At 70.0% G+C, this 26,640-nt stretch carries 25 protein-coding genes; 7 read left to right on the top strand and 18 right to left on the bottom strand.

Annotated elements, in window-relative coordinates; all coding sequences use genetic code 11:
* Positions 1–152: 152 nt before the first annotated feature.
* The 7 genes from ACIO52_RS15130 to ACIO52_RS15100 all read right to left on the bottom strand — a co-directional run bounded on the left by ACIO52_RS15130 (position 153) and on the right by ACIO52_RS15100 (position 7,860).
* Positions 153–902 carry a hypothetical protein gene (locus tag ACIO52_RS15130; RefSeq protein WP_402644301.1) on the bottom strand — a complete coding sequence of 250 codons (750 nt, stop codon included), beginning with the start codon at positions 900–902 and terminating at the stop codon, positions 153–155.
* A 118-nt stretch (positions 903–1,020) separates the two neighbouring features.
* A complete protein-coding gene (locus ACIO52_RS15125) occupies positions 1,021–1,542 on the bottom strand; it encodes a M15 family metallopeptidase (RefSeq protein ID WP_402644298.1) in 522 nt (173 codons plus the stop codon).
* A gap of 97 nt (positions 1,543–1,639) precedes the next feature.
* Positions 1,640–2,959 carry an MFS transporter gene (locus ACIO52_RS15120; protein WP_316575189.1) on the bottom strand — a complete coding sequence of 440 codons (1,320 nt, stop codon included), beginning with the start codon at positions 2,957–2,959 and terminating at the stop codon, positions 1,640–1,642.
* Entirely contained in the window at positions 2,956–4,056 is a 1,101-nt protein-coding gene (locus ACIO52_RS15115) for a PLP-dependent cysteine synthase family protein (protein ID WP_402644295.1), read from the bottom strand. Before ACIO52_RS15115 ends, ACIO52_RS15120 begins: the two co-directional genes overlap by 4 nt.
* A 100-nt stretch (positions 4,057–4,156) precedes the next feature.
* The gene (locus tag ACIO52_RS15110; protein WP_342801657.1) at positions 4,157–4,558 is read right to left on the bottom strand and encodes a hypothetical protein; all 402 of its coding nucleotides are present in this window, start codon (positions 4,556–4,558) and stop codon (positions 4,157–4,159) included.
* 77 nt (positions 4,559–4,635) lie between these two features.
* The gene (locus tag ACIO52_RS15105) at positions 4,636–6,045 is read right to left on the bottom strand and encodes an AarF/ABC1/UbiB kinase family protein (protein ID WP_316575401.1); all 1,410 of its coding nucleotides are present in this window, start codon (positions 6,043–6,045) and stop codon (positions 4,636–4,638) included.
* A gap of 138 nt (positions 6,046–6,183) precedes the next feature.
* The gene (locus ACIO52_RS15100; protein WP_218719710.1) at positions 6,184–7,860 is read right to left on the bottom strand and encodes a fumarate hydratase; all 1,677 of its coding nucleotides are present in this window, start codon (positions 7,858–7,860) and stop codon (positions 6,184–6,186) included.
* Positions 7,861–8,081: 221 nt separating this feature from the next.
* Between ACIO52_RS15100 and ACIO52_RS15095 the strand changes: the two genes are divergently transcribed.
* On the top strand, positions 8,082–8,612 hold the full coding sequence (locus tag ACIO52_RS15095; protein WP_308248562.1) for a MarR family winged helix-turn-helix transcriptional regulator: 531 nt from the start codon (positions 8,082–8,084) through the stop codon (positions 8,610–8,612).
* 3 nt (positions 8,613–8,615) lie between these two features.
* Here the strand turns inward: ACIO52_RS15095 and ACIO52_RS15090 are convergent, their stop codons facing one another.
* Genes ACIO52_RS15090 through mftE form a run of 3 tightly spaced genes read right to left on the bottom strand, consistent with a single transcriptional unit; the run spans position 8,616 to position 11,182 of the window.
* Complete coding sequence (locus tag ACIO52_RS15090) at positions 8,616–9,215, bottom strand: hypothetical protein (RefSeq protein WP_316575192.1); 600 nt, start codon at positions 9,213–9,215, stop codon at positions 8,616–8,618.
* Between the two features lie 48 nt (positions 9,216–9,263).
* Positions 9,264–10,481 (bottom strand): pre-mycofactocin synthase MftD, encoded by a 1,218-nt coding sequence (mftD, locus tag ACIO52_RS15085; RefSeq protein WP_218719712.1) that lies wholly within the window; start codon positions 10,479–10,481, stop codon positions 9,264–9,266.
* The gene (gene mftE / locus ACIO52_RS15080; protein ID WP_218719713.1) at positions 10,478–11,182 is read right to left on the bottom strand and encodes a mycofactocin biosynthesis peptidyl-dipeptidase MftE; all 705 of its coding nucleotides are present in this window, start codon (positions 11,180–11,182) and stop codon (positions 10,478–10,480) included. The genes mftD and mftE overlap by 4 nt, the downstream gene beginning before the upstream one ends.
* Before the next feature lie 63 nt (positions 11,183–11,245).
* Between mftE and mftR the strand changes: the two genes are divergently transcribed.
* From mftR to ACIO52_RS15050, 6 genes are all read left to right on the top strand, one after another.
* On the top strand, positions 11,246–11,899 hold the full coding sequence (gene mftR / locus ACIO52_RS15075; protein ID WP_316575194.1) for a mycofactocin system transcriptional regulator: 654 nt from the start codon (positions 11,246–11,248) through the stop codon (positions 11,897–11,899).
* Between the two features lie 64 nt (positions 11,900–11,963).
* The gene (locus tag ACIO52_RS15070) at positions 11,964–12,869 is read left to right on the top strand and encodes an STAS domain-containing protein (RefSeq protein ID WP_218719715.1); all 906 of its coding nucleotides are present in this window, start codon (positions 11,964–11,966) and stop codon (positions 12,867–12,869) included.
* A gap of 10 nt (positions 12,870–12,879) precedes the next feature.
* A complete protein-coding gene (locus ACIO52_RS15065; protein ID WP_218719716.1) occupies positions 12,880–13,263 on the top strand; it encodes an STAS domain-containing protein in 384 nt (127 codons plus the stop codon).
* Positions 13,253–13,666 carry an ATP-binding protein gene (locus ACIO52_RS15060; protein WP_218719815.1) on the top strand — a complete coding sequence of 138 codons (414 nt, stop codon included), beginning with the start codon at positions 13,253–13,255 and terminating at the stop codon, positions 13,664–13,666. The genes ACIO52_RS15065 and ACIO52_RS15060 overlap by 11 nt, the downstream gene beginning before the upstream one ends.
* Complete coding sequence (locus ACIO52_RS15055; RefSeq protein WP_218719717.1) at positions 13,659–14,282, top strand: SpoIIE family protein phosphatase; 624 nt, start codon at positions 13,659–13,661, stop codon at positions 14,280–14,282. Before ACIO52_RS15060 ends, ACIO52_RS15055 begins: the two co-directional genes overlap by 8 nt.
* 10 nt (positions 14,283–14,292) lie before the next feature.
* Entirely contained in the window at positions 14,293–16,632 is a 2,340-nt protein-coding gene (locus tag ACIO52_RS15050) for a SpoIIE family protein phosphatase (RefSeq protein ID WP_218719718.1), read from the top strand.
* A gap of 492 nt (positions 16,633–17,124) precedes the next feature.
* On the opposite strand, the gene ACIO52_RS15045 is transcribed toward ACIO52_RS15050, so the two are convergent.
* Genes ACIO52_RS15045 through mvk form a run of 8 tightly spaced genes read right to left on the bottom strand, consistent with a single transcriptional unit; the run spans position 17,125 to position 26,627 of the window.
* Positions 17,125–18,603: an NAD(P)/FAD-dependent oxidoreductase gene (locus tag ACIO52_RS15045; protein ID WP_316575195.1), complete on the bottom strand. Its 1,479-nt coding sequence runs from the start codon at positions 18,601–18,603 to the stop codon at positions 17,125–17,127.
* The gene (locus ACIO52_RS15040) at positions 18,600–20,123 is read right to left on the bottom strand and encodes an NAD(P)/FAD-dependent oxidoreductase (protein WP_218719720.1); all 1,524 of its coding nucleotides are present in this window, start codon (positions 20,121–20,123) and stop codon (positions 18,600–18,602) included. Before ACIO52_RS15040 ends, ACIO52_RS15045 begins: the two co-directional genes overlap by 4 nt.
* Before the next feature lie 9 nt (positions 20,124–20,132).
* Positions 20,133–21,305, bottom strand: a complete 1,173-nt coding sequence (locus ACIO52_RS15035; RefSeq protein WP_218719721.1) for a hydroxymethylglutaryl-CoA synthase — start codon at positions 21,303–21,305, stop codon at positions 20,133–20,135.
* On the bottom strand, positions 21,302–22,360 hold the full coding sequence (locus ACIO52_RS15030; protein ID WP_218719722.1) for a hydroxymethylglutaryl-CoA reductase: 1,059 nt from the start codon (positions 22,358–22,360) through the stop codon (positions 21,302–21,304). Before ACIO52_RS15030 ends, ACIO52_RS15035 begins: the two co-directional genes overlap by 4 nt.
* On the bottom strand, positions 22,353–23,450 hold the full coding sequence (fni, locus tag ACIO52_RS15025) for a type 2 isopentenyl-diphosphate Delta-isomerase (protein WP_402644283.1): 1,098 nt from the start codon (positions 23,448–23,450) through the stop codon (positions 22,353–22,355). The genes ACIO52_RS15030 and fni overlap by 8 nt, the downstream gene beginning before the upstream one ends.
* Positions 23,447–24,541 (bottom strand): phosphomevalonate kinase, encoded by a 1,095-nt coding sequence (locus ACIO52_RS15020; protein ID WP_218719724.1) that lies wholly within the window; start codon positions 24,539–24,541, stop codon positions 23,447–23,449. Before ACIO52_RS15020 ends, fni begins: the two co-directional genes overlap by 4 nt.
* A complete protein-coding gene (gene mvaD / locus ACIO52_RS15015) occupies positions 24,538–25,590 on the bottom strand; it encodes a diphosphomevalonate decarboxylase (RefSeq protein WP_316575197.1) in 1,053 nt (350 codons plus the stop codon). Before mvaD ends, ACIO52_RS15020 begins: the two co-directional genes overlap by 4 nt.
* On the bottom strand, positions 25,587–26,627 hold the full coding sequence (gene mvk, locus ACIO52_RS15010) for a mevalonate kinase (RefSeq protein WP_402644278.1): 1,041 nt from the start codon (positions 26,625–26,627) through the stop codon (positions 25,587–25,589). The genes mvaD and mvk overlap by 4 nt, the downstream gene beginning before the upstream one ends.
* Between the last annotated feature and the right edge of the window lie 13 nt (positions 26,628–26,640).

Here is a 26,640-nt window from a genome sequence, read left to right as displayed (position 1 = left end):
CGGCATCGGGCACGCGGGGCGGGCACGGGGTGCCCGGTGCGGTGACCAGCTCGAAGTGCCACCATTCGTTGCCAAGGTGGTCGTATTCACAAAACCCGACCAGGTGGCCCGACCAGCGTGAAGCGTAGCCATGCCGATCCGCCGTGCATTCGCTAGACGATTCGGTGCAACGCTCTGCCACCCCAGAACTCAACGCCTTGGTAGCGGCTCGAGATCGAGACTGCGCCGAACCAGTCGGCTGGCAGTCGGAATTGATCAGGCTCCCAATCATGGTCGGATGCGATGGCAACCAAAGTTGAATCGATGACCTGCAACCACAATGCCACAGCACCCCGTACGTAGCCTGACTGCAACGTGGCGGTCCGTGCGTCCGAGTCCCAGGGGTAGCTGTCCTCGCTGGGATGCTTCAACAGGGCCACATCGGCGTTCTGCGCAAGCGCGTAATGTGCCGCAGCGTTTCTTGCGGCAATGGCTCCCCAAACGTGGCGAAGGAACTCGGCACGCTCGGACTCATCCGAGCCGCCATCGACTGTCGTCCAGCGAGTGGGCGTTGCACCTTTCCAGCTTTTCGGGTAGATCGCCTCCCACCTCGATGTCACTGGGCCAGTAGTGAAGGCCCGGTTCCGCAAATAGCCGTCCACCTTGTCGGGATGGTGTACGCCACCGTCCGGGCTTTTCGTCGACCCAGTACCCTTCCAATCCGAATCAGCAGAGCCAACCAAGTCCGCGATCAATCGCTCCCACGTCCCGCCCGCCGCCATCACAGTGAAGGGATTGAGTGAGGCTCGCGGCTGAGTTCCCCGGACGGGCTGTTCAGCGTGGATCGCGATCAGGTCTAGGGGCTTCTTAAAGTTGTTTTCAGCCGCCTCGGCGACTTCCTTCAATCGTTCCGGTGTCAGCACTCCTGGATCGTAGCGAGCGCCCGGACTGTGCGAAAGCTCAGGTCACACCATATGTCGTTGTGCAGCAATGCAATTCATAGGTTGCAAACTGCGAACTACAATCCCACTCTCGAGTCAGCTATCGCTGATAGCTGGCGTCCGGCACACGTGGCGGGCACGGCATACCCGGCGTGGTTTCGATGGAAAAATGCCACCATTCGTTGTCGAAGGTCCGGCACAGGCCCCAGCGGTTGCCATTGGTTTCCAGCCATTGGGCGCCGACCTGGGGGCCGACGTCGACGGCGTGGCCGGAGACATGGGTGGACTCCGCCGGGGGCAGCACCCAGCGGCGGGCCTCGTCAGGGGTGCCGTAGGTGGCGAGGCCGTCCTGCCACAGCATTTCCTGCTGCTCGGGGGTGCGATAGCCCGAGGTGATCGACAGCGGGACGCCCTCGGCGTGCGCCTGCTGCTCGGCGAGGGTGTAGGCCAGGGCCAGCGGCGGGTCGAGGCCCTCGGTGCCCGCGGCGGACTGGAACTGTTCGCGCTGGTCGGTGGCGCCCGGCTGGGCCTCGGCGATGCCGATGCCGACGACGGTCACGGCCGCGGCGGCCGTGACCGTCACCAGCATCCGGTCGGCCAGGCGGCCGAGCACAGTAGTCATGCCGGAAGTCTATCGACCCGGTCCGTGCCCGAGCCGACCGCCGTGGGTGGGCTCGGGCACGGTGCGCGGGGTCGTTCCGGCAGGTCGGGCGACCGATTCAGGGTGTGCGGGTAAGCTCGCCCGAGGTCGCCCGGTCCGGCCGGATCGGCCAGCGGCCCGGCGCGGCGGTGTAGGCGGGCAGCGCGTCGAGTTGCCGGTGCCGACCGGGTACCGGGCGGATCGCGCGCTGGACCGCGACCGCGGTCAGCAGGCCGATCAGCGTCAGACCCACCCACACCAACCGGTCGGCGCCGGCCGCGCGCGCGACGTCGAGGACCGCGCCGGTCCCCAGGTTGCCCGCGAGGATGGCCACCCCGACGATCGTGTTGTAGAACCCGTAGTGGGTCGCCACCAGCTTGCCCTCGCTCAGCGAGACGACGGTGTCCATCTCGAACGGGAAGACCGCCGCCGTCCCGACCGCCAGCACCGCGGCGGACAGCAGCAGCGCCGCGGCCGCGGCCACCGTCCCGAACGACTCCGCGCCGGGGATCAGCGCGAGCGGGACGAACGCCGCGGCCAGCACGCCGACACCGAGGACCAGACCACGCCCGATCCCCCACCGCGCTCGCAACCACGCGGTAATCCGCACCTGGCCGGCGACGGCGACCACGCCGGACACCACGAACACCAGCGCGGTCAGTTCCTGCCCGCCCGCGCCCGAAATGGTGCCCGCGTGCAGCGGCAGCGCCAGATACACCTGGAACGACAGCACATACGTGCCGCCCATGGCCACCGCGAACGCCACGAACCGCCGGTGACCGGCGATCGCGCGCCAGTCGGTCCACACCGACGTCGCGGTGGTCGCGCCGCTGCGCTGCGGCAGCGCGCACAGCTGTGCCACCGAGAGCACCGCGAACACGGCGGCCGCCGCCGCGGCGGTCCACCGGAAGTCCACCCCGAGCAGGGCGATCCCGACGAGGGGACCCGCCAGGATGCCTGCCTGATAGAACACGTTGAACACCGCGAACGCCTCGACCCGCCGCTCGCCTGCCTCGGCGGCCAGATAGGCGCGCACCGCCGGATTGAACAGCGCACCCGCGAATCCCGTCGCGGCGGAGGCGATCAGCAGCATCGGCAGCGAGGTGGCGAAGATCAACGCGGCGAATCCCGCGGTGCGCAAGACACATCCGGCGACGATGAGCGGTTTGTAGCCGAGACGGTCGGCCAGGGTGCCGCCGATCAGGAACATGCCCTGCTGGGAGAAGTTCCGGACGCCGAGCACGAGTCCGACCGCCCACGCGGCCAGGCCGAGCGGGCCGGACAGGTACCCGGCCAGGTACGGCATCAGCATGTAGAAGCCGAGGTTGATGCCGAACTGGTTGATCATGAGCAGCCGGGCGGGGGTATCGAACCCGGCGAAGGTCCGCAGGGTCCTCATGCGCGCACCGGGCCCGTCTCGGCGAGCGCGCCGGGATCGAGCACCGTCGTGCAGCGCGTCCAGGATTCGACCACGCGCTCGGCCGGGTGATCGATCGTGTCGGGGTCGGTGGCGGGCGGACCCGCGAGCAAGCCGTGCGTACGGCAGTAGCCGTCGTTGTAGATCGTGTCGAAGTAGCGGTGCGGGCCGTCGGGGAAGACGGCGACGATCCTGGTCTCCGCGTCGGCCGTCCGGGCCGCCCAGCCCGCGACCAGGGCGACCGCGCCGACGCTCCACCCGCCGGTGGCGTAGTGCGTCGCGGCCAGTGTCCGGCAGGCCCAGACCGCTTCCGCCGGTGCGACCCAATGGATTTCGTCGAAGGCGCGATAGTCGACATTGGCCGGGTGGATGTTGGAGCCGAGTCCGCGCATCAGGCGTGGCCCCGTGGGCTGGCCGAAGATCGCGGAGGCCACCGTGTCGACGCCGATCAGGCGCAGATCAGGGAACCGGCGGCGCAGTTCCCTGGCGACACCGGCGGAGTGGCCGCCCGTGCCGACCGCGCAGACCAGCACGTCGACGCGCCCGACCTGGTCGATCAGCTCGTGCGCGAGCCCGGCGTAGCCGTCGGCGGCGTCGGGATTGCCGTACTGGTCCGGGCACCACGCGGTCGGCTCGGCGGCGAGCAGCTCGGCGACCCGGTCCCGGCGCGCCTGCTGCCACCCGCCGGTGGGATGGGCTCGCTCGACCAGGTCGACCCGGGCACCGAAGGCGGCGAGCATCCGCGCGACGATCGGTTCCAGTCCGGGATCGGTGACCACGGTGACCGGATGAGCGTGCACCAGTCCGGCCAGGGCGAGCCCGAGTCCGAGGGTGCCGCTGCTGGATTCGACGATCCGCGCGCCGGGGGCGAGGTCGCCGCGGTGTTCGGCCCTGCGCACCATGTGCAGAGCGGGGCGGTCCTTCATCCCGCCGGGGTTGAATCCTTCCAGCTTGGCCCAGAACCCGCGGTCGGCGGTGGCCAGCGGCGCTCCCACCCACATCACCGGGGTATTGCCGACGAGTCCCTGGGGACGCTCGGCGATCGCGGCGGCGGTCCGGTCGAGCACGTATTCCTGCATGTCTGTCGCTTCCTGTGTCGGCCGCCGGGCACGGCGGCGCGGACGAGAACGGGCACGCGAACACCGGCCCGCCATGGGTGACGGGCCTGGCGCTGACCGATCAGCGTCGACAGATGCAGAACTGGGTGAGGATGTCGCGGCCCTGGCGGTACCGCAGTGATGAGCGAGGCGGGGCGCGCGGGGCCGCGGCCGGATGCCCGAGGCTCGCGAGGAGCACGATCACCAGCGCCCCGAGCAGGCCGAGCAGGGGCAGCACGAGCCCGGTATCGGGCGCCACGGTACCGACGAGGCAGTGGTCGGGCAGTGGATGATCGGGAACGGCGAGCCCGGCCCCGTCGGCGACGGCCGCGACCACGCCGAGCGCCGCCTCCGGGGCGTGGTGGTTGTCGTGGTGCACCGTGGTGCAGTCGATCACGAGCGCGCACACGGCGGCCACGACCATGACGAACGCGCACAGCGCGCCGGCCCGGCGCGACGAGGGACGGCCAGTCCGATGACCCACCGTGCCTCCTTCGCCGCTCGTCGCCGGTGACCTACGCCGACCAAGCTACTACGTCATTGCGTAGGCACAGGTCAGCGTCATGGGGACGGGCGATCCGGGCGCGGTGGCGGCTGATTTCCCCTCTGCCACCGGACGATCGCGCGGCCGGTCTCGGTGGCCGGCGGCTCACCGTAGAGCCATTCGCGGGCCAGCCGATGCCAGTTGGCGCTGACCCGCAACTGGCCGAGGGTGGCGAAGGTGAACAGGTCGGCACGCCGGGAGAAGACGTGCTCGGGCGGGAGCAGTTGCCTGCGCATGCCCTGGAACTCGACCGAACGCGGGTCGACGGCGAGCAGCACGGCGCTGGTGGCCAATTCGGGAGTGATGGTGACCTCTTCGTCGAGCAGATGCCACCCGCAGGCCGCCCACACGTACGCCAGGCACTCCTCGACGGTGACGCCGGCGTCCGGGTCGATGATGCCGCGCCCGACCCAGGCCGCGTACAGGTCCTCGGGCCGGTCCTCGGCGGCGGCCCGCAGGCAGGAGCGCTCGAAATCGACGTGCTCGGGGTCCATCCGGTTGTAGAGCCCGAAGTCGACGAAGGCGAGTTTGCCGTCCTCGGCGAGCAGCACATTGCCCGGGTGCGGATCGCCGCAGAATTCGTTGTCGGCGAACAGGGTGCCGAGATAGAAGCGGTAGATCAGTTCGCCGTAATGGTCCCGGTCCGCGTCGGGCAGCGTCTGCAGGTGCGAGAAGCCATGCCCCGCGACGTATTCGGTCACCAGCACATTGTGCGAGCAGTGTTCCTCGATCGCGTCGGGCACGGTGATGAAGGGATGTCCCCGGTAGCGCTGGGCGACCCGGTGCTGGGTCCGCGCCTCCCGCAGATAGTCCAGCTCGCTGCGCAGGTTGGCGGCGATCTCTTCCAGCACCCCGGTGTCGGCCATGCTCGGGAGCACGGATCTGGCCATCTTGCTGAGGAATTCGAGGTTGCCGATATCGGCGTGCACGGCCCGTTCCACGCCGGGATATTTCACTTTCACCGCCACCGCGCGGCCGTCGCGCAGGGTCGCCCGGTGCACCTGACCGATCGAGGCCGCGGCGATGGCGGTCTCGTCGAAGTCGGCGAAGATGCGCGTCAGCGGGCCGAGGTCGTCCTCGATCACCCGGCGCATGGTGGGGAACGCGACGGCGGGCGCCCGATCCCGCAGCGCCGCGAGCTGCCGGGTGAACTGCGCGCGGTGCGATTCGGGGACGAAATCGAGGTCGAGAACCGACAGCATCTGGCCCAGCTTCATCGCCGAGCCCTTCATGCTGCCGAGCACCGCGACGATCTGCTGCGCGGTCTTCATCGCCGACCGCTCGGCCAGCACCTGCCTGGCCTCCTCGGTGCGCCCGATCATCGACAGCCGCGTTCCGACCCCGCGCACGGTCTGTTCGGCCGCCAGCTGCCCCAGCTTCGCCCCGCGCGCGACGCGCCCCGAGGGCGGTATCCCGGTGGCCGCCATTTCCACCCCCGTCGAACCGGTCCAGCGTATGTCGCGGGTCACACTACACCGGCGGCCTGCGTGCCGGGAACGAACGAAAACCCCGGCTCGCACGGTGGCGAGGCCGGGGTCTTCGCGGTCGGTGGCCGATCGGGACGGTTACACGCGTTCCTTGGAGCGGGTGCGCACGCGCAGGGCGATCGGCTTGGAGGTCTCGGCGAAGAAGTCGTTGCCCTTGTCGTCGACGACGATGAAGGCGGGGAAGTCCTCGACGTCGATCTTCCAGACCGCTTCCATACCCAGCTCGGGGTACTCGAGCACCTCGACGTTCTTGATGCAGTCCAGTGCCAGCCGGGCGGCGGGGCCGCCGATGGAGCCCAGGTAGAAGCCACCGTGCTCGTTGCAGGCCTTGGTCACCTGGGCCGAACGGTTGCCCTTGGCCAGCATGACCATGGAGCCGCCCGCGGCCTGGAACTGGTCGACGTAGGAGTCCATACGACCCGCGGTGGTGGGGCCGAAGGAGCCGGAGGCGTAGCCCTCGGGGGTCTTGGCCGGGCCCGCGTAGTAGACGGCCATGTCGCGCAGGTACTCCGGCATCGGCTCGCCCGCGTCGAGCCGCTCCTTGATCTTGGCGTGGGCGATGTCGCGGGCGACGACCAGCGGGCCGGTCAGCGAAAGCCGGGTCTTCACCGGGTATTTCGACAGCTCGGCGCGGATCTCGTCCATCGGCCGGTTGAGGTCGATCTTCACCACGTCGCCGCCGAGGATCTCCTCGGTCTGCTCCGGGAGGTACTGGGCCGGTTCGGTTTCCAGCTGCTCCAGGAAGATGCCGTCCTTGGTGATCTTGGCCAGCGCCTGGCGGTCGGCCGAGCAGGACACCGCGATGGCGACCGGGCAGGAGGCGCCGTGCCGGGGCAGGCGGACCACGCGCACGTCGTGGCAGAAGTACTTGCCGCCGAACTGCGCGCCGATGCCGAACTCGCGGGTGAGCTGGAAGACCTCTTCCTCGAGCTCGAGATCGCGGAACGCGTGGCCGGTGATCGAGCCCTCGGTGGGCAGGTTGTCCAGGTAGTGCGCGGAGGCGTACTTGGCCGTCTTCAGGGCGAATTCGGCGCTGGTGCCGCCGATGACCACGGCGAGGTGGTAGGGCGGGCAGGCCGCGGTGCCGAGCGAGCGGATCTTCTCGTCGAGGAACTCGAGCATGCGCTCGGGATTCAGGACAGCCTTGGTCTCCTGGTACAGGAACGACTTGTTGGCCGACCCGCCGCCCTTGGCCATGAACAGGAACTTGTAGACCGGGTTGTCGGCGTCGCCCTCGGTCGAGTACAGCTCGATCTGCGCGGGCAGGTTGGAGCCGGTGTTCTTCTCGTCCCACATGGTGATCGGAGCCAGCTGGGAGTAGCGCAAGTTCAGCGTGGAGTAGGCGTCGAACACGCCGCGGCTGATCCATTCGGCGTCGTCGACACCGGTCAGCACGCCCTCGCTCTTCTTGCCCATCACGATCGCGGTGCCGGTGTCCTGACACATCGGCAGCACGCCGCCCGCGGAGATGTTGAGGTTCTTGAGCAGGTCCAGCGCGACGAAGCGGTCGTTGCCCGAGGACTCCGGATCGTCGATGATCTTGCGCAGCTGGCGCAGGTGCGCGGGCCGCAGGTAGTGGCTGATGTCGTGGATCGCCGTCTCGGTGAGCAGCCGCAGCGCTTCGGGCTCGACCTGCAGGAAGGTGCGACCGTTGTGCTCGAAGGTGCTGACCCCCTCGGTGGTGAGCAAGCGGTACGGCGTGTCGTCGGCGCCGATCGGCAGCAGATCGGAATAGCGGAACTCCGGCGCGGTCACGAATCGCACTCCTCGGGTGGCTGGTCACAAAGCACTCGGAAGCCTATCGACCACCCGCGTCCACCTGCTGGTTAGGCAACCCTATGTGACGTAAGGCAAATGCCTGAACCAAGATCGAGGTTGCACGTTCAACCCAAACGGTGCTACCCATTCACCCGGACGGTGGCGGGGCGTGCACCGTTCCAATCCGAAGCTTGCACCGGAGAATCTGGAGCTCGATCGTGACCGATCCACAGTGGCTCGATGATGTCGAAATGCGCGCCTGGCTGGGCTATGTCCGGACCCGCGACCTGATCGCCGCGGCGATCGGGCGTGACGCGGGCCGGGCGGCCGACCTCAGCTGGGTCGAGTACTCGGTGCTCGTATACCTGGCCGACGCGCCGGGTCAGCGCCTCACCTTCGCCGATCTGGCGGGCGCGCTGGAATGGTCGCAGAGCAGGCTCTCGCACCAGATCACCCGCATGCAGAAACGCGGGCTGGTGATCAGGGAGACGATGCCACACGACCAGCGCCGCACCGTCGCCCGCCTGACGAGCGCGGGCGGCCAGCTGCTCACCACGGCCGCGCCCGCGCACGTGCGCAGCGTGCGACGGCACATGATCGACGTCCTCGACCGCGGACAGCTGGCCGCCCTGGCCGAGATCTACGACGTGTTGATCAACCATCACCGCAGCGCGGCAGGCGGATTCGATCCCACCGGACGGGGCAGCGCGACCCCGCACGCGGAAGAACCGGCCCCGGATCCGGCCTGATCGTCAGGACCCGGTGCTGCCCCCGGAGTCGGGACGGCTGGTGCCGAGCCCGCCCCGCTGGACCGTGCCGCCGGAGTCCGGTACGCCGCGGTCGTAGACGCCGGCGCCTGCGGGCCGGATGAAGCTGCCCGCGGCCAGCGCGACGGCGGCGCCGATCGCCGGGTACACCAGCGTATCGGTGTGCTGGTACCAGAAATCGGCGTAGCGGCCCTCGGCGGTGTCGCACAGTCCGTCGGCCACCCGGGTCGAGGAGGTGGTGTCCACGCAGATGCCGACGGCGGTCGGCTGCGCGGGCGCGCTGGTGGTGGGCCGGGCCGAGGTCGTGGTGGTGGGTCGCGCGGTCGTGGTCGGCCGGGCCGTGCTCGTCACCGGCGGTTTCGCCGAGGTGGTGGCCGCGCGATGCGCCGGCGCCCCGGTCCCGCACCCCGCCGCCACCAGCGCCATCGCCACCACGGCGGGCAGCGTGCAGGACACACTGCGCGACTTCATGATTCGGACGCGCCGCTGCTCGTCCGGTACTCCCCCACGCACGAATTCCCCCTCGATGCCGACGACCCGGCCGATCCTAGCGACGACCCGGCTCGCCCGTCCGGGGAACGACACCGGCGACGGACCTCGCCGAAGCGGAGTCCGTCGCCGGTGGCGGGGTGGCTACCGCTGGACGAGATCCGCTGTGGTGAGCGGTCGTTCGAGGTCGGCGGGCACGCCCAGGGCCCGTTCGAACCCGGCGGGCACGATGATGTCGCCCCGGTCGAGATCGGCGATCGAGGTCTTGCGCAGGCCGAGCAGCGCCGAATCGATGCCGCCGCGCAGGATGTCGAGCACGTTCTCCACGCCCGCCTGGCCGTTGGCGGCCAGGCCCCACAGGTACGCGCGCCCGATCAGCACGGCGCGGGCGCCCAGGGCCACGGCCTTCACGACATCGCTGCCGCGCCGGATACCACCGTCGAGGACGACCTCGATCTGGTCGCCGACCGCGTCGGCCAGCACCGGCAGCGCCCGGATGGCGGCGGGGGTGCCGTCGAGGTTGTTGCCGCCGTGGTTGGACACCGAGATGCCGGCCACGCCCGCGTCGACCGCGCGCAGCGCGTCGTCGACCCGCATGACGCCCTTGAGCAGTACCGGACCGTCCCACTGGGCGCAGATCCAGGCGACGTCGTCCCAGTCGGGCGCGGGGGTCTGCATCCACTCGCCGTAGGCGCCGAAGAAGCCCGGCGCCGCGCCGCCGCCGACGGCCATGTTGGGGGCGGTCAGGTCGGGGATCGAGCCCGAGCGCAGGTAGGTGGCGAGCCAGCGCGGGCGTGCCAGGGTCTGCGGGGCGAACTTCATCATGGTGCGCAGGTTCAGCGACTCCGGGATCACCGGGCTGCCCCAGTCGCGACCGTGCGAGAACGACCAGTCCAGGGTCAGGATGAGCCCGACCGCGCCCGCCGCCTTCGCCCTGGCCATCCGCTCGAGGATCTGGTCCTTGTTGCCGCACCAGTACAGCTGGAACAGCGTGGCCGGGTTGGCCGCGATCACCTCTTCGATCGGCTTGCTCGCGAACGAGCTCAGGCCCATGGCGATCCCCCGCGCGGCCGCCGCCCTGGCCACGGCGACCTCGCCGTCGGGGTGTACCGCCTGCACGCCGGTGGGCGAGATCAGCACCGGCATCGAGAGCTGCTGGCCGAGCACGGTGGTCGACTGGTCGCGCTCGCCGATCGGGCCCGCGCAGTGCGGGGCGAAGCCGAGTTCGGTGAACGCGGTCTGGTTGTCCTCGATGGTCTGGCCGCGTTCGGAGCCCGCGATCAGCGCGCCGTACACCGATTTCGGCAGGCGCTTGCGGGCGCGGCGCTGCGCCTCGGCGACGGTCTCGAACCAGGGATTCATCGACGTGATCCTTCCTCAGGAACCTGGGGCCACCAGCGGCCCAGGTCTGCCAGCAGTGCGGTGGTTGCCGCGTTCAGCAGCGCGGCGCCTTCGCCTGCGCTCGACCCGGTGGGGTCACCGAGAATTCCGTTGGGGCTCACGGCCCGGACACCGCCGGCCCGCAGCAGCGGCAGCAGTTCGGCCAGCGGGCGCCGGTCCCCCGGTTCGGCCAGGTCGGCGCGCACCAGATCCGGCGTCAGCGCGAGCTGGATCGAGGTCTCGGCGCGGCCCGCGTGCGGGTCACCGCCGTACCCGGGCGAGAACAGGCGCACGTCCCGCGATTCCGAGCGCAGCAGGGCGACCGCGCGGCGCACCGCCTCGACATTGCCGCCGTGCCCGTTCACCAGCACGATGCGATCGAAGGTGTCGGTGGCCGACCGGCACAGCTCGACGACCAGCAGCTCCAGCGCGGCCTGCCCGATCGACAGGGTGCCCGCGAAGCCGGCGTGCTCGCCGCTGGCGCCGTAGGGCACCGCCGGGGCGACCAGCACGTCGGCACGCTCGGCGGCGACCCGCGCGCAGACCGCGGCGGCGATGTCGGTATCGGTGGACAGGGGCAGGTGGGGGCCGTGTTGCTCGGTGGCGCCGAGCGGGATGACCAGGATCACTCCCGCGGCGGCACATGTGCCCGCCTCGGGCCATGTGAGGTGGGCCACGAACATGGTCCCGAGATTAACGACAGTCACTGACATAATCAAGGGGCCGGGATTCCCTACTCTGTATCCATGTCAGCCCCGTCCCCGCGCGCGCATCGCGGCCGCCCGCCGCGCACCACGCGCCGCGAACTCGAAGTCATCGCGATGCGGTTGTTCGCCGAGCACGGCTTCGACGACGTCACCGTCGAGCGCATCGCGGCCGAGGCCGGGGTCAGCGAACGCACCTTCTTCCGGTATTTCCCCAGCAAGGCCGAGGTGCTCTGGCACCAGTTCGACGACGAGGTCGCCGACCTGCGCGACGCGTTCGCCGCGGTCCCCGACGACGAGCCGATGATGGCGGCGGTGCGCCGAATCGTGGTGGCGGCCAACAGATATCGCGCCGAGGACATCCCAGAGCTGCGCACCAGGATGCGCCTGGTCTCCGGGGTCCCCGCGCTCTCGGCGGGCGCAGGCGCGCACTACGACGCGTGGGAACGCGCGGTCGGCGAGTTCGCGGCCCGGCGCCTCGGCACCACCGCCGGCGACCTGGTCCCCCTGGCCGTCGGCCGCACCACGCTGGCGGCCGCGCGAGCGGCGTTCGACGCCTGGCTCGAACGCGGTGACACCGATCTGACGAGCTATCTGGACCGCGCGCTGCGAGCGCTGGAGCGAGGCTTCGCCCCGGAGCGGTCAGCGGACGCGGAGCAACCCGCACGTTTGGACGGCATCCCGGATGGGGTATGAGTAGGCTCGAGCCAAGCGCGCGCTGCGCACCGGAGAAAGCCCGTCGAAAGGGGCAGGAGTTTCCATGTCCGAGGTGTCCATGAGTCTTTCGGCGGATTCGCTGCCGGCGCGCCCGGTAGACAACTTGCTGCCGCAACTGGTCGAGCACCTCCGGCAGAACCGCACCGGACTGCGCGAGGAGTGGGCGCGGCGCATCACCGAGGCCGAGCTGCTCACGGCCATGACCCCGGAGGAGATCTTCTCCGAGGCCACGTCGATGTACGACAACTACGTCGAGGTGCTCGTCACCGGTAGCGTCGAGGCGCTGCAGGCCTACGCCCGCGACCTGTCCGAGCGCATCATTCCGCGAGGCGTCGAGACCGACGAGGTCCTCGGAATCGTGCTGCTCCTGCGCGACGTGCTGGCTCGCTCGCTGTTCGAGAAGTACCAGGCCGATTTCGATCTGCTCAACCAGGTCCTCGACGCCTACGAACCCGCCGCCAACCGCATCGCCAGCACCGTGGCCATCTCGTTCGTGCAGGAGCGCGAGCGCGTCATCCGCCAGCAGCAGGAAGCCATCCGCGAGCTGTCCACCCCGGTGCTTCAGGTGCGCGAACAGCTGCTCATCCTGCCGATCATCGGTGTGCTCGACTCCCAGCGCGCCCGCCAGCTCACCGAGCAGCTGCTGCGCGCCATCCGCGCCAACCGCGCCAAGGTCGTCGTCATCGACATCACCGGTGTGCCCGCGATCGACTCGGTGGTGGCCAACCACCTCGTGCAGACCGTCGACGCCTCGGGCCTGATGGGTGCCAACGTCATCATCACCGGTCTGTCCTCGGAGATCGCGCTCACGCTGGTGACCATCGGCCTGGATCTGTCGAAGATGAACGCGGTCGGCGACCTGCAGGGCGGTATCGAAGAGGCCGAGCGTCTGCTCGGGTACGAGGTCTCCCGGGTGACCGAGCGCCTGAGCGAACGAGACGGACGCTGAGCTAGCCACCATGCCGGTTCCCATTCTCAAACAGGGCACGTTCCTGATCGCTTCGGTGCAGTCGGCCCTGACCGACAGCGATACCGAGCGTCTCCAGGACGACCTCATGAAGCAGGTCAGCCGCTATCGGGCTACCGGCATCGTCGTCGACGTCACCGCAATCGACGTGATGGACTCCTTCGCCGCGCGCTCGCTGCGCACCATCGCGCACATGACCCAGCTGCGCGGCGCCGAGACCGTCATCGTGGGATTGCAGCCGGAGGTGGCATTCGCGATGGTGCAGCTCGGCCTGACCTTCGAGGACATGCACACCGCGCTTGATCTGGAGGAGGGCCTCGCGTGGCTCAACCGCCTCCCCAGCAGGCGACGAGACGGTCGTGACAGTGGCCGCTGAGCAGGTGGCCATCGCGGTCAAAGTCTCCGAGGACATCGTCACCGCACGTCAGGCGGGACATGAACTGGCCGCAGCCCTGGGTTTCACTCTCACCGACCGCACCATGATCTCCACCGCGATCTCGGAAATCGCGCGCAACATCACCAGCTACGCGGGCAGCGGCGAGATCCGGCTGCTCGTCGACCTGCGCGACGGCCGGCGCTCCCTCGTCGTCCAGGCCGAAGACCAGGGACCGGGCATCCGCGACATCACGCGCGCCCTGGACGACGGCTACTCCACCGGCCGCGGACTCGGGCTGGGGCTGCCCGGCGCGCGCAGGCTGATGGACGGCCTCACCATCGATTCCGCCCCCGGCCGCGGGACGTTGATCGAGATGTGGAAGTGGGTACCCGACGGTGCATGAAGACGGGATCATCGGCCGCACGGAATGGTCGACGGCCGGTCGGGCACTGCCCGGGCAGGACGTCTCGGGCGATCGTGCGGTCATCCTCGACACCGGTGACGGTGGCGCGCTGTTCGGCGTGCTCGACGGGCTCGGGCACGGCGCGGCCGCGGCCGACGCGGCCGACCGCGCGATGGTCATCCTGGCCGAGAACCGCGGCGAACCGCTGGACGTGCTGATGGTGCTGTGCCATCGCGCGATGGTCGAAACCCGCGGCGCCGCGGTCTCGTTGGCCCTGATGGGACCGGGCGAGACGCTGCAGTGGCTCGGCGTCGGCAATGTCGAGTCGCGGCTGCTGACGCTGGGTCCGGCCGGTCCGGAACTGCGGGCGACCATGCTGCTCACCGGCGGCATCGTCGGCTATCGGCTGCCCTCGCACCTGCAACCGCAGACCCTGCCGATCCGTCCCGGTGACCTGCTGCTGATGGCCACCGACGGCATCGTCTCGGTCGGCCCGGAGTCGATCGATCTGGCGCGTCCGGCCAGCCAGATCGCCGGCGACCTGCTCGCCCGCGATGCCAAGGACACCGACGACGCCCTGGTTCTCGCGGCGCGATTCCGCGGAGCTTGTCCATGAGAGGTTGCCGATGAGCGCTGTCCTGGCCGCATTTCTCGACGACTACTCGGCTGCTCTGCGCCGTCACGTCGCCGCGCCCGGCCAGGCCGGCCTCACCGAGGGTTACGACCTCGGCAGGCGCGCCCTCGTCGAGGGCATCAGTCTGCTCGACCTCACCGAGAACCACTTCCGGGCGGTGGCGGCGTACATCGAGGAAACGGCGGATGCCCGCAGCGCCGAGGTGGCGCTGGAGTTCCTGCTGCAGACGATGGCCGCGCTCGACATCGCCACCCGCGGCTATCTCGACGGCACCCGTCGCTACGAGCAGCAGCGTTCGCGCGCCGAGGATCTCGCGGGCCGTGACGCGTTCCGCACCGCACTGGTCGAGTCCCTGCAGGACGGCTTCTTCGTCGCCGACAATCGCGGCACGATCGTCGAGGTGAACTCCGCCTTCGGGGTGCTCACCGGCTACGGCGCGGATGCGGTCCCCTACCCGGTACCGCATCCGTGGGCGTTGCCGGATCGGGCCGGCTACCCCCAGATCGGTACGGAGGCATCACGTTTCGTGATGCCGGTGCGTCATCGTGACGGCCGCGAACGCTGGCTGGCGGTGAGCGCCAGCTCGCTGGTGAAGCAGGAGAACAACGAGGAGATCTTCGTCGGCACCGTGCGCGACGTGACCGCCGAACACGATGCGCAGGCGCGCGATCAGGCCGCCTCGCGGCTGGCGACCGCGGTGGGCGCGGCCACCAGCATGGTGGAGGTGCTCGAGGTCGGGCTCGACGAGTTGCGCCGGACGATGGGGGCACGGACCGCACTGGTCGCGGTGTGGCCGAGCCGGACCGGGCAGCCGGACGTGTACTCCTGCGGCGAGCCACCGGCCGGGGCGCCCGAGGTGGCCGGACGTGCCGAGGGCACACCGCAGTTCGTCGCCGCGCCGGTCGCGGAGCCGGCGGGGCGGGTCGTCCTCGACGAGGAGGTCCGCGCCCTGGTCGACCGGGCACGCAGGCAACCCGCCCGCGGCCTGTCCGCCATCACCGGCGAGGACGGTGGGGTGGACGCCGTGGTCGCGCCCCTCGGCGAGACCGGCGACGCGGCCCTGTGGGTGCGTTTCGGCGCGCCTCGCGCGATCAGCGCCGCGGACTGGGCGCTGTACTCGCTGCTGGTCGGCCACCTCAGCGTCGCCCTGCAGCGCGCCCGCAACTTCGACCAGGCGCGCGCCACCTCGCTCACCCTGCAGCGCGCCATGCTCGGCCCGATCGAGCTGCCGCCGCGCTTCTCGGTGCACTACGAGCCCGCGCTGCCGCCGCTCGAGATCGGCGGTGACTGGTACGACGTGGTGCCGTTGCGTGACGGCACCATCGGCGTCGTGGTCGGCGACTGTGTCGGCCGTGGCCTCTCGGCCGCCGTCGTGATGGGCCAATTGCGCACGGCCGCACGAGCATTGCTGTTGCGCGGCGCCGGACCGGCGCAGCTGCTCGCCGAGCTCGACGCCGTCGCCGCCCGGATTCCCGGCGCCATGTGCACCACGGTGTGCGCGGCGGTGCTCGATCCCGAGCGCGGGATGGTCCGCTATTCCAACGCCGGTCACATGCCCCCGATCCTGGCCCCACCCGGGGGCATGGGCCGGGTACTCGAGGGCGGACGCGCGGTGCCGCTGGCCACCTTCGACACCCCGCGCAGGCCCGAGGCGACCACGGCGCTGCCGCCCGGCGCGACGCTGGTGCTGTTCACCGACGGTCTGGTCGAGCAGCGCGGCTACGACATCGAAGAGGGCTTCGTCAAGATCGCCGGCGTGCTCAGCGAGACCGGTGCCGCGCTGCCCCGCGATGTCGCCGACGCCGTGCTCTCGCGGCTGTGTCCGCCCGCGGGCTACGACGACGACGTCGCCATGGTCGTCTACCGTCAGCCGCCCGAACCCCTGCACCTCGACATCCCCGCCGCCGCGGCGGAGCTGACCGGCCTGCGGCGCAATCTCTACCGCTGGTTCGCCACCGCCGCGGTTCCGCACGATCTCGCCGCCGACCTCGTCGCGGCGGCCAACGAGGCGTGCAGCAACAGTGTCGAGCACGCCTACCGCGACTCCGAGCCCGGCCGGGTCACTCTCACCGCCACCTGCGAGGGCGATCGGGTGATCATCGAGGTCGTCGACACGGGCCGCTGGATTCCCACCCCGACCGACCCCGGTTATCGCGGGCGCGGCGTGGAGATGATGCGGGTGCTCACCGAGGATCTGGAATTCAGCCACGACGAGAACGGCACCCGAGTGCGCATGTGGGTGACACTGCCGTCGATCACCTTCCCGACCGCGAACCCCTTGCGCGGATCGGTGCGCCCCGCTGCTCAGGCCGTCAACAATACGTTCCGATAACGTCCGGCGGACGCGCCGCAAGAATAGCCGTCCGGATCACCCCCGCAGGCACGGTGTGCGCGGGGCGCGCCATTCCTGCGGATAACGTCGAGCACACCCCGAATACCCGCCGTGACCTGCGTTTTCGAAAATTCGATAACGAATCTTTAGCCGACCTTCACATCCTTGTATACGCAAAACCCGGTTTGCTACGGTGTGGATGCATTTCCACACCGAGTCTGGTGTGATCCCGGATATTCCAGCGATCTTCCCGCACTCCGGTTTACGGGCCCGGGGCCCATTCCTGCACCACAGCGATGAAGCCGCGTTCCGCGCCGCTTTCCGTACTCCTGCGGGCCGATCATCCGACTGAAGGGAGAGCTCATGTTTTCCGCGATTCTCGGTGACCTCGTCGATGTACTCGCCACACTGCTCGAATCGCTGTCGGGCTGACTCAGCGATGATCCCGGGACGCCCCCAACCTCGTCCCGGGATCAGCTGTGCCCGCGCGCCCTACGTCAGTGCGGTCGTGTCGTAGGCGTCCACGTCGAACGTCCGCAGCATCCGTTCGAACCGGAAGCTGAAGTCGGGCCAGAGCCGGGAGTGCTGTCCGCGCTCGTCGACGAACCAGCTGGTGCAGTCGCCCGCGTTCCAGACGGTGCCGGCGAACTTCGTCTGCAGGTCCCGGTTGTAGTCGAGCTGCGCCTGCTCGCGCACCTCCACCGTCCGCAGCCCGCGCGCGTCCATCGTCGTGATCGCGTCGACGATGTAGTTGATCTGCGATTCGATGGTGAACAACGCCGAGGTGTAGCTCAGCGCCGCGTTCGGGCCGATCATCAGGAACAGGTTCGGGAAGTTCGCGATGGTGGTGCCCTTGTACACGCTGAGCCCGTGCTCGCCGAACACTTCCGCCAGCGTGCGCCCGTCGCGGCCGGTGATCAGGTCGTAGGTCGGCGAGTCCGAGATCTTGAACCCGGTCGCCAGCACGATCGCGTCGACCTCCCGTTCGGTGCCGTCCTCGGCGACGATCGAGTGTTCCCTGATCTCCCGGATCCCGTCGGTGACGACATCGACGTTCTCGCGCGCCAGGGCCGGGTAGTACTCGTTGGAGATGAGCATCCGCTTGCAGCCCAGCCGGTAGTCCGGAGTCACCTTGCGCCGCAACGCCGCGTCCCGGATCACCCACCAGAGCTTCAGGCGGGCACCGGCGGCGAAGAAGTCGGCCAGCGGCGGATACTTCGACTGCCAGAGCACGAACGACTCGCGCACCCAGTACACCCCCGCGCGGGCCAGCCGCTGGGAACCGGGAACGTGGCGATACCACAGGCGTTCGAGCAGCGTGTAGCGATGACCCAGGCGCGGCAGCACCCAGGGCGCGCTGCGCTGATACACCGCGAGCCGGCCCACCGTACCCGCGATCGACGGCACGATCTGGATGGCCGAGGCGCCGGTGCCGACGACCGCGACCCGCTTGCCGGTCAGGTCGACCTCGTGATCCCAGCGCGCGGAGTGGAACAGCGCACCCCGAAAGGTGCTGATGCCCTTGATCTCCGGCAGTCTCGGCGCGCTGAGCGGGCCCGCCGCCGAGACCGTGATGTCGGCGGTGAACGCGCCCAGGGAGGTCTGGATGTCCCAGCGCGCGGTGGCGGCGTTCCAGCGCGCGTCGCTCACCTCGCAGTCGAGCAGGATCGCCTCGCGCACCCCTTCCCGGTCGACGGTGTCCTGCACGTACCGCTGGATCTGCGGTTGCGTCGAGAACGAGTGCGTCCAGTCCGGATTCGGCGCGAACGAATACGAATACAGCTGCGACGGCACGTCACAGCCCGCGCCCGGATAGGTGTTGTCCCGCCAGGTACCGCCGATATCGCCCGCGCGCTCGAAGACGACGAAGTCGGTGATCCCGAGCCGGCGCAGCCGCATCGCCACGCCGAGCCCGGCGAACCCGGCCCCGATGATCGCCACGCGGACATGGCGGCGAGGCGTGTCGGTCACCGCGTCGTCGCCGTGGTGTCGTAGGCCTCGATGTCGAAGTTGCGCACCAGCTTCCGGTACCGGAAGCTGAAGTCGGGCCACAGCGCGGAGTTGTTGCCGTGCTTGTCGAGGAACCAACTGGTGCAGCCGCCGTTGACCCATACGGTGCGGGCCATCTTCGGCTCGAGCGCCCTGTTGTACGCGCGCTGGGCGTCGACCTTCACCTCGAACGACCGCAGACCGCGGGCCCGCATGGTGGTGATCGCGTCGACGATGTAGTTGATCTGCGACTCGATGATGTAGATCAGCGAGGTGTAGTTCAGCCCGGAGTTGGCGCCGAGCATGAAGAACATGTTCGGGAAATTGGCGACCGTGGTGCCCTTGTACATCTGGTAACCCTCGGCGTCGGCCGCCTCCGACACCGTCCGGCCGTCGCGGCCGGTGTAGAGGTTGAACGTCGGCGAATCGGCCACATGGAAGCCGGTGGCCAGCACGATGGCGTCGACGTCGCGTTCGGTGCCGTCCTCGGTGACGATCGAGTGCGCGCGGACTTCGGCGATGCCGTCGGTGACGAGATCGACGTTGTCACGATCGAGCGCGCCGTAGAACTTGTTGGAGACCAGCATGCGCTTGCAGCCGATGCGGTGCTCGGGCAGCACCTTGCGCCGCTTGTCCGGGTCGCGGATCTCGAGCCGCATCTTCACCCGCCCGACCGCTTCGAGCAGCAGGCCGGTCCACGGGTACTTCACCTGGGTGATCACGAACAGTTCGCGCGTGGTGTAGATCAGCGCGCGAATCAGGCGTTGCAGACCGGGCACGTGCTTGAAGGCGAAGCGTTCCGGCGCCAAATACGGCCGGTTGAGCTGGGGCATCACCCAGGTCGCGGTGCGCTGGTAGACGTCGAGCCGCTCGACCTCGGGCGCGATCGACGGGACGATCTGCACGGCGGAGGAACCGGTGCCGATCACGGCGACCTTCTTGCCCGCCAGGCTCGCGTCGTGGTTCCAGCGCGCCGAGTGGAAGATCTCGCCCTCGAAGCTCGAGATCCCCTTGATGTCGGGCAGATTCGGCTCGGCGAGCACGCCCGCCGCCGAGACGACGAAGTCGGCGGTGAAGCCACCGTCGCTGGTGTCGATCTCCCAGCGGCCGTCGGCGTCGACCCAGCGCGCCGCGGTCATCGCGCAATCGAATTTGTGCTTGTCGCGCACCCCGTACCGGTCGGCCACCTCGCGCAGGTACCGCTCGATCTCGGCCTGCGGAGAGAACGAGCGCGACCAGTTCGGGTTCAGCGCGAACGAGTACGAGTACAGGTGCGAGGGCACATCGCAGCCGGCGCCCGGATAGGTGTTGTCGCGCCAGGTGCCGCCCACATCGGGGCCGCGTTCGATGACGAGATAGTCGGTCACACCGTGCTGGCTGAGCCGGATCGCCGTGCCGAGACCGGACAGGCCGCTACCGACGATCAGGACCTGCACGTGCCGCCGGGTGGTGTCGCCGGCGGACCGGTCGTCCACGGACGTGGAAGTGTCGTTACTGCTCATGGGGCGACCTCAGCGGGATTCGTAGATGCGTTTGTGGCCGGAGACGGCGGCCAGCCGATACGGACGGCGGGTCTGCTCCGCCATGGCGTGGTACGCGCCGTCGCTGGGCGAGGTGGCCTCGTGCAGCTCCCGGTAGTGCTCGTAGCCGATCAGTTCGCGTGAGTCGATCGCGGCGAGGTTCGCCTCGGTCCGCAGGTGCTCGCGGTAGCCGGGTCGCACGGTGCCGCTGAAGAATTCGGCGACACTGCCCGAGCCGTAGCTGATCATGGCCAGGGCCCGATCGGTCAGGTCGTCGGCGTGGTCGAGCAGCGCGGCCAGGCCCAGGTACAGCGAGGCGGTGTAGCTGTTGCCGACCGTGCGGTTGTAGCGGGTGGTGTCGCCGATGGCGGCCTCGATCTCGGCGGCGTCGGCGGTGTGGCCCTGGCTCTCGAGCAGGTGCCGGTGCGCCTTGTAGGCCATCTTGGTGAAGGGCTGGTGGTAGCAGAAGGCGGCGAACTCGGCGAGGTCGCGGCCACCCTGGCGGCGGTAGTCGGTCCAGGCCTCCTGGGCGGCCTTCTGGTAGGCGTTGACCGAGGTCTTGCCGTCGACGATGGCGGCGCTGCGGTAGTTCGGGCGCCAGAAGTCCATGATGTCGGCGCTGTAGAGCCCGGAGTACGGATCCAGCTGCAGGATGGCCGGATTCGCGGTGATCAGCATCGCCACCGCGGCGGCGCCCTGGGTCGGCTCACCCGGGGAGTCCAGCTCGTACTTGGCGATGTCGGCGGCGATGACCAGGACCCGCTGCGCCGGATCGCGGGCGATCAGGCCCGCGGCGAACTGCAGTCCGGCGGTGCCGCCGTAGCAGGCCTGCTTGAGCTCCACCACGCGCGCGGCGTTGGGCAGCCCGATCAGCGAATGCAGGTACAGCGCGGCGGCTTTGGACTGGTCGACACCGGTCTCGGTGGCCAGCAGCACGGTGCGGATGTTGTCGGTGCCGTGGCGTTCGAGGATGGGCTTGGCCGCGGCCGCGGCGATGGTGACGATGTCCTCGTCGGCCGCGGCGACGCTCATCTTCTCCTGGCCGATGCCCAGGTAGAACTTGTCGCGGTCGACGCCGAGCCGCTCGGCGAGCACGGCGTGGTCGAGGGCGTAGTGGGTGGTCGCGAAGGACAGGTCGTGGATACCGACCGAGGATGTGTTCATCGTTGTGTTCCGTTGCTCGTGGTGGACCGCTCGAATTGGGTGTGGGCGCGCATCAATTCACCGCGATTGGTCTGCGCGGCCATCAGCGACAGCTCGCCGCAGAGCACGGTCGCCGCGGCGATGACGGCGAGCCTGCGGGCGTTCTCGCCGGGCTCCCGGTCCTCGCGGCAGCCCAGACGTTCGAGGTTGTCGTCCACGAAGCTGGCGTGCTTGCCGTTGCCGACGGTCCCGACGATGAGGTTGGGCAGCGTGCACGAGAAATACAGATCACCGTCACGGTCCTCGGCGTGGGTGACGCCCTGGGAGCCCTCGACGATGTTCGCGGCGTCCTGTCCGGTGGCCAGGTAGAACGCGAGCAGCATGTTGGCGTAATGCGCGTTGGCGGAACGGATCCCACCCGCCAGCAGGGTGCCGATCAGGTTCTTGCGGATATTGAGCTCCACCACCTGCCTTGCGGTGGTGTGCAGGCGCTGGGCCACCACCTCGCGGGGAATCAGCAGCTCGGTCACCACGTTCTTGCCCCGGCCGAGGATGCCGTTGACCGCGGTGGCCTTCTTGTCGGTGCAGAAGTTGCCGGAGATGGAGCCGTAGCGCACGCCCGAGACCGTGGTCAGGATGTGGTCCATCAGGTGGTCGCTGGCCAGGGTGGCCATGTTGTGGCCCGAGGCGTCGCCGGTGCTGAACTCGAACCGCAGGAACAGCAGATTGCCGTTGATCTGGTGGTGCAGGTCGATCAGGCGGGCGAAGCGGCTGCTGCCGGTGACGACCTCCTGCAACTCGGCGAAGCGGTCCTTCAGCTGCCGCACCGCGGTGAGCGCGGTGTAGGCGTCGTCGGCCTCGAGCAGGATCGAGCGGGTCATCCGCTCGTCGATGAGCGTGGAGACGATGCCGCGCTCGGTGAGGGTGGAGATCCGCGCGCCGCGACCGACCGAGGGCCACAGGGGCGTTTCGTAGGTGGCCAGGGGAACGTCGACGGCATCGTCGACGACATTGCCCGTGATGCGCAAGGGCCCCACCCACTGCAGCGGGACCGCTGCGTACGACATGTCATTCATCGATGACTCCTCCTCGGTCTTTCGATTCGCGCCACCAGGGACTCCGGTGGGCAAGAGACGCCGTGTCGATGCCGCGCAGTGCGCAGAAGCTCGCCACGTCCCCGGTGATCAGCAGGTCGCAGCCGGCCAGGTCAGCCGGGGTGCGCGCGCCGAGCACGGTCAGGATCTGGCGCAGCTGATCGAGCCAGGTGCGGATCTGCTCGACGAGCGCGTCGGTGTCGCGGCGCACGACGGTGTCCAGGAAGGCACCGGCGACTCCGGTCGCGGCGGCGCCCAGCGCCAGCGCCCTGGCGATGTCGAGCGGTGACCGGATGCCGCCGGAGGCGGCGATGTCGATGCCGTCGATCCCGGCGCAGTCGAGCAGGCAGGTGGCGGTGGACTGCCCCCAGCTCTCGATGAAGGCGAAGTCGGCGGCCGGACGTCGTTCGTTCTCGATGCGGGCGAAGTTGGTGCCGCCCCGGCCGCCGACGTCGGCCACCGAGACACCCACATCGCGCAACCAGGCGACGGTCTGCCTGCTGAGGCCGAACCCGACCTCCTTCACGATCACCGGCACCGCGACATTGGCGGTGAGGTGCTCGATCTGGCGGGGCCACGAGCCGAAGGAACGGTCGCCCTCGGGCATCACGACTTCCTGGACAGCGTTGAGGTGGATCTGCAGCGCGTCGGCCTCGAGCAGGTCGATCGCGCGGCGCACCTGATCCAGCGAGGCGGTCGCGTTGACGTTGGCCATCACGAACCCGTGCGGATTCTCCTCGCGCAGCACGCGATAGGTGCCCGCGACCTCGGGGTCGCGGAAGAAGGCGCTCATCGACCCGGTGGCGATGGGGAGACCGGTCTCGCGGGCGGCGATGGCCAGCTTGCGGTTGATCTCGCCGGTGTTGACGCTACCGCCGGTCATCGCGTTGACGTAGAGCGGTGTGTCCCACTGCTTTCCGGCGACGTCGACGGCCAGCGACACGTCCCGGCTGTCGATCCCCGCCAGCGCGTGGTGGACGAAGGTGATCGAGTCGAAGTCGTTGGCGCCGGTGTCGGCGCTGCGCTGGTTCACCGCGTGGCGAACGTGGTCGTCCTTGCGGTCGGCGATCATGCGGTGTCCCCTTCGAACGGGTGGGTCCGCAACGGCAGCGGCCGGATACCGGCGGCGACCCAACGGTCGGTCAGTTCGGTGCTCGCGTCGGGACGCGCGCGGTCGACGAGCGCGATCCCGCAGTCGCCGCCGCCCGCGCCGGACGGCTTGGCCGGGGCACCGACGGCGGCTCCGGCCGCGCACAGCGCGTGCAGTCGCGGCGTCATGATGCCCAGGCCCGCGGTGGCGTCCAGATCGAGGAGAAGGCCACGGGCGTAGTCGATCTCGGTGCCGACACCGGTGGCGTCGTCGGCTTCGACGGCGGTGAGCAGGCGGCGCACGCAGTCGTTGCTGCGGGCGTTGAACACGGTCCGGTCGCCCCGCGCCCAGGTCGCGGCGCCGACCAGCGCCGGGGTGGAGGCGGGGTCGCCGGTCCAGCCGACCCGCAGGTCCAGGCCGGTCGGGGTCGGCAGCGGGCGGACCGACAGGCCCGGCCACGGCGCACGCAGCGCGGCATCGATCCCGTCGGCGGCGGCCGTCGCGGCCACCACCGCGCGGTCGGGGGAACCGTAGGCGAGCCAGCCGCCCCAGGTGCTCACGGCGACGTCGCCGCCGGACGCCCGGGGGTTGACCTCGATCGTGGCCAGCATCGCCAACCGGTACCGGTCCATCGCGGACAGTCCCAGCGCGAGGAACCGGCCGACGGCGGCGACCGTCGCGACCGTCACCGCCGCGCTCGACCCCAGCCCGAACTTGCGGCCGTCGGCGTCGCCGAGGTCGGCCGACACCGCCAAACGATAAGGACGAGCGTCGATTCCACGCTCGCCGCGGAGCCGGTCGAGCACCGACACGGCCGCGAACACGTAGGCGAAGGCGGCAGGCACCGCGCCCTCGGGCGTCGCCGGGACCAGGCGGTCGCCGTCGCGGCCGAGGGTGAGCGAGACACCGCCGTGCAGATCCGAACGCAGCGTCGTGGCCGCCCCGGCGGACACCTCGGTCACCGTGGCGCTCGCGTAGCGGTCGACGGCCGTGAGCACCGCGAGATGTCCCGGCTCGACGACGGCGTACTCCCCCGCGATGAAGAGTTTGCCCGGAGCGCGACAACTGATCACCGGTCGTCGCCCCCGATCAGCCGGGCGCCGGGACCGATGTGCGCGGTCCGGGTGGTGACGAAGTCGCCGAGCCCTTCGAGGGTGGCCGCGACGACGGGGGCGTCGGCACGGGTGCACAGCACCTTCACGTTCGGGCCCGCGTCGATCGTCGCGTACGCGGCGATGCCGTCGGCGCGCAGCGCGAGCACCGCGTCCAGGATCGCGATCGAGTGCGGCGACAGGTAGCGGATCCCCGGTCGCGCCGTGAGCATGGTGGCGTGCATGCCGAGGGCGTTGCGCTCGGCGATCTCCCCGATCGCCGCGAGATCCCGGCGCGCGACGGCCTCACGCATCTGCGCGAGGTCGAGCACCGAGGAGTCCGCCCACGGGCGATAGAACGGCGAGGTCTCGGTGGTCCGGCGCATGGCCACCCGGCTCGACACCGCTTTCGCGCCCGCCTCGACGACACCGACGACCAGGGCCGGGTCGAGATCGTCGCCGCCGATCGGCTCGGCGTAGGAGCTCAGGTCGCCCTTCTCGCCGTCGCCCTCGCCCGCATGCCACACGACGAAGCCGCCGAAGATCGAGCGCGACGCCGACCCGGAGCCACGACGGGCCAGGCGCGAGAGCGCGCGCCCGTCGAGGTCGAGTCCGTAGGCGGCGGCCGCGGCGGTGGCCAGCGCGGCGAACCCACTCGCCGAGGAGGCCAGGCCGGCGCCGGTGGGGCCCGCGTTGCTGGTGACCACGGTGGCGCGCTCGTCGCGTCCGGCCAGCGCGCGGACCAGGTCGAGGAACCGCTCGACGCGCGTCAGAGCGGTGCCGGTGGCCGCGGCCTCGTTGAGCTCCACGGTGTCGGTGGGCCCGTCGACGAGCCGCACCGAGGTGGTCGTCGGGAAGATGTCCAGCGTCATCGACAGGCTCCCCGTGACGGGGAGGAACAGGGTTTCGTCGCGCTTGCCCCAGTACTTCACCAGGGCGATGTTCGGGTACGCGACCGCGACGGCCGCGCCCTCGCGGACGTGCTCGCCCGGCCGGGCGGCAGTGACGGGTACTGCGGAAGTGGGTGTCATCGGTGGGTTTCGCGTTCCGGTCTCGAGGCGGATGGGGACAGGGCGTCCGAGCGCAGGCTCGCGGTGGGGACCGTCCAGGTCTGGGTCGCACCCGCGCGGCGCAGCGCGGTGCCGACCGCGGGCGCGGCGTCAGTCGCGGTGAGGGCGAGGACACAACCACCCAGGCCGGCGCCGGTGAGTTTGGCGCCGTAGGCGCCCGCCTCCAGCGCGGCGCTCACCAGGGTGTCGATGTGCGGTGTGCTCACGCCGAGTTCGCCGAGCAGGCCCTGGAATTCGAGCATCGTCGCGCCCAGGGCGGCGGCGTGTCCGGCCGACAGATCGGTCGCGGCCGCGGCGATCAGGTCCGCGGCCCTGGCCAGCAGCCGATCGGCGGCCTGCCGGTCCCGGTCCAGGACCCGGCGCACGCCGGCCACCGCGTGCTGGGTGGACCCCGGCACCCCGGTGTCGGCGATCACCAGCGCGGCGTCGAGGCCCACGGCCATCGGCCGGGATAGGCCCTCGTGGAACCAGATCGGCCCGCCGGCCAGCACCGCACTGGCGTCGATGCCGCTGGCCCGCCCGTGCGCGACCTGTTCGCCGCACTGCACCAGCTCGTAGAGCGTGCCGGGATCGATCGCGCGACCGTACAGGTCGGCGACCGCGCGGACCGCCGCGCCCGCGCACGCGGCGCTCGAGCCGAGGCCGCGCGCGAGCGGAATGTCGCACTCGACGACCACATCGACGATGTCGTCGTCGAAACCCCAGCGCCGCAACGCTTCCTCCACCGCGACGCGTGGACCGGACGCGGTGCCCGCGGCACCGGCGCGGAACCGGAAGTGACCCGGGGCCAGCACCGCGGATTCGGTCCCGGCGGACGCGGGCCGGGCGACGGCGCGCACCGGCAGCGCGGGCAGCGGGAAGGCGATGGCGGCCGTGCCGTGGACGACGGTGTGCTCGCCCAGCAGGATCGCCTTGGCGTAGGAGTGGCCGACACCGGCGACGGGGCCCGGGTCGGTGGAGTTGTGTCTGATGCGCTCTCGAACAGGATGACCGTTCACGTCGATTCCTCTC

This window comes from Nocardia sp. NPDC087230 (assembly GCF_044744725.1).
GTDB classification, from domain to species: Bacteria; Actinomycetota; Actinomycetes; order Mycobacteriales; family Mycobacteriaceae; genus Nocardia; species Nocardia canadensis.
Note: the sequence above shows the minus strand (reverse complement) of the source record. Positions and strands in the feature narration are given on the sequence as shown.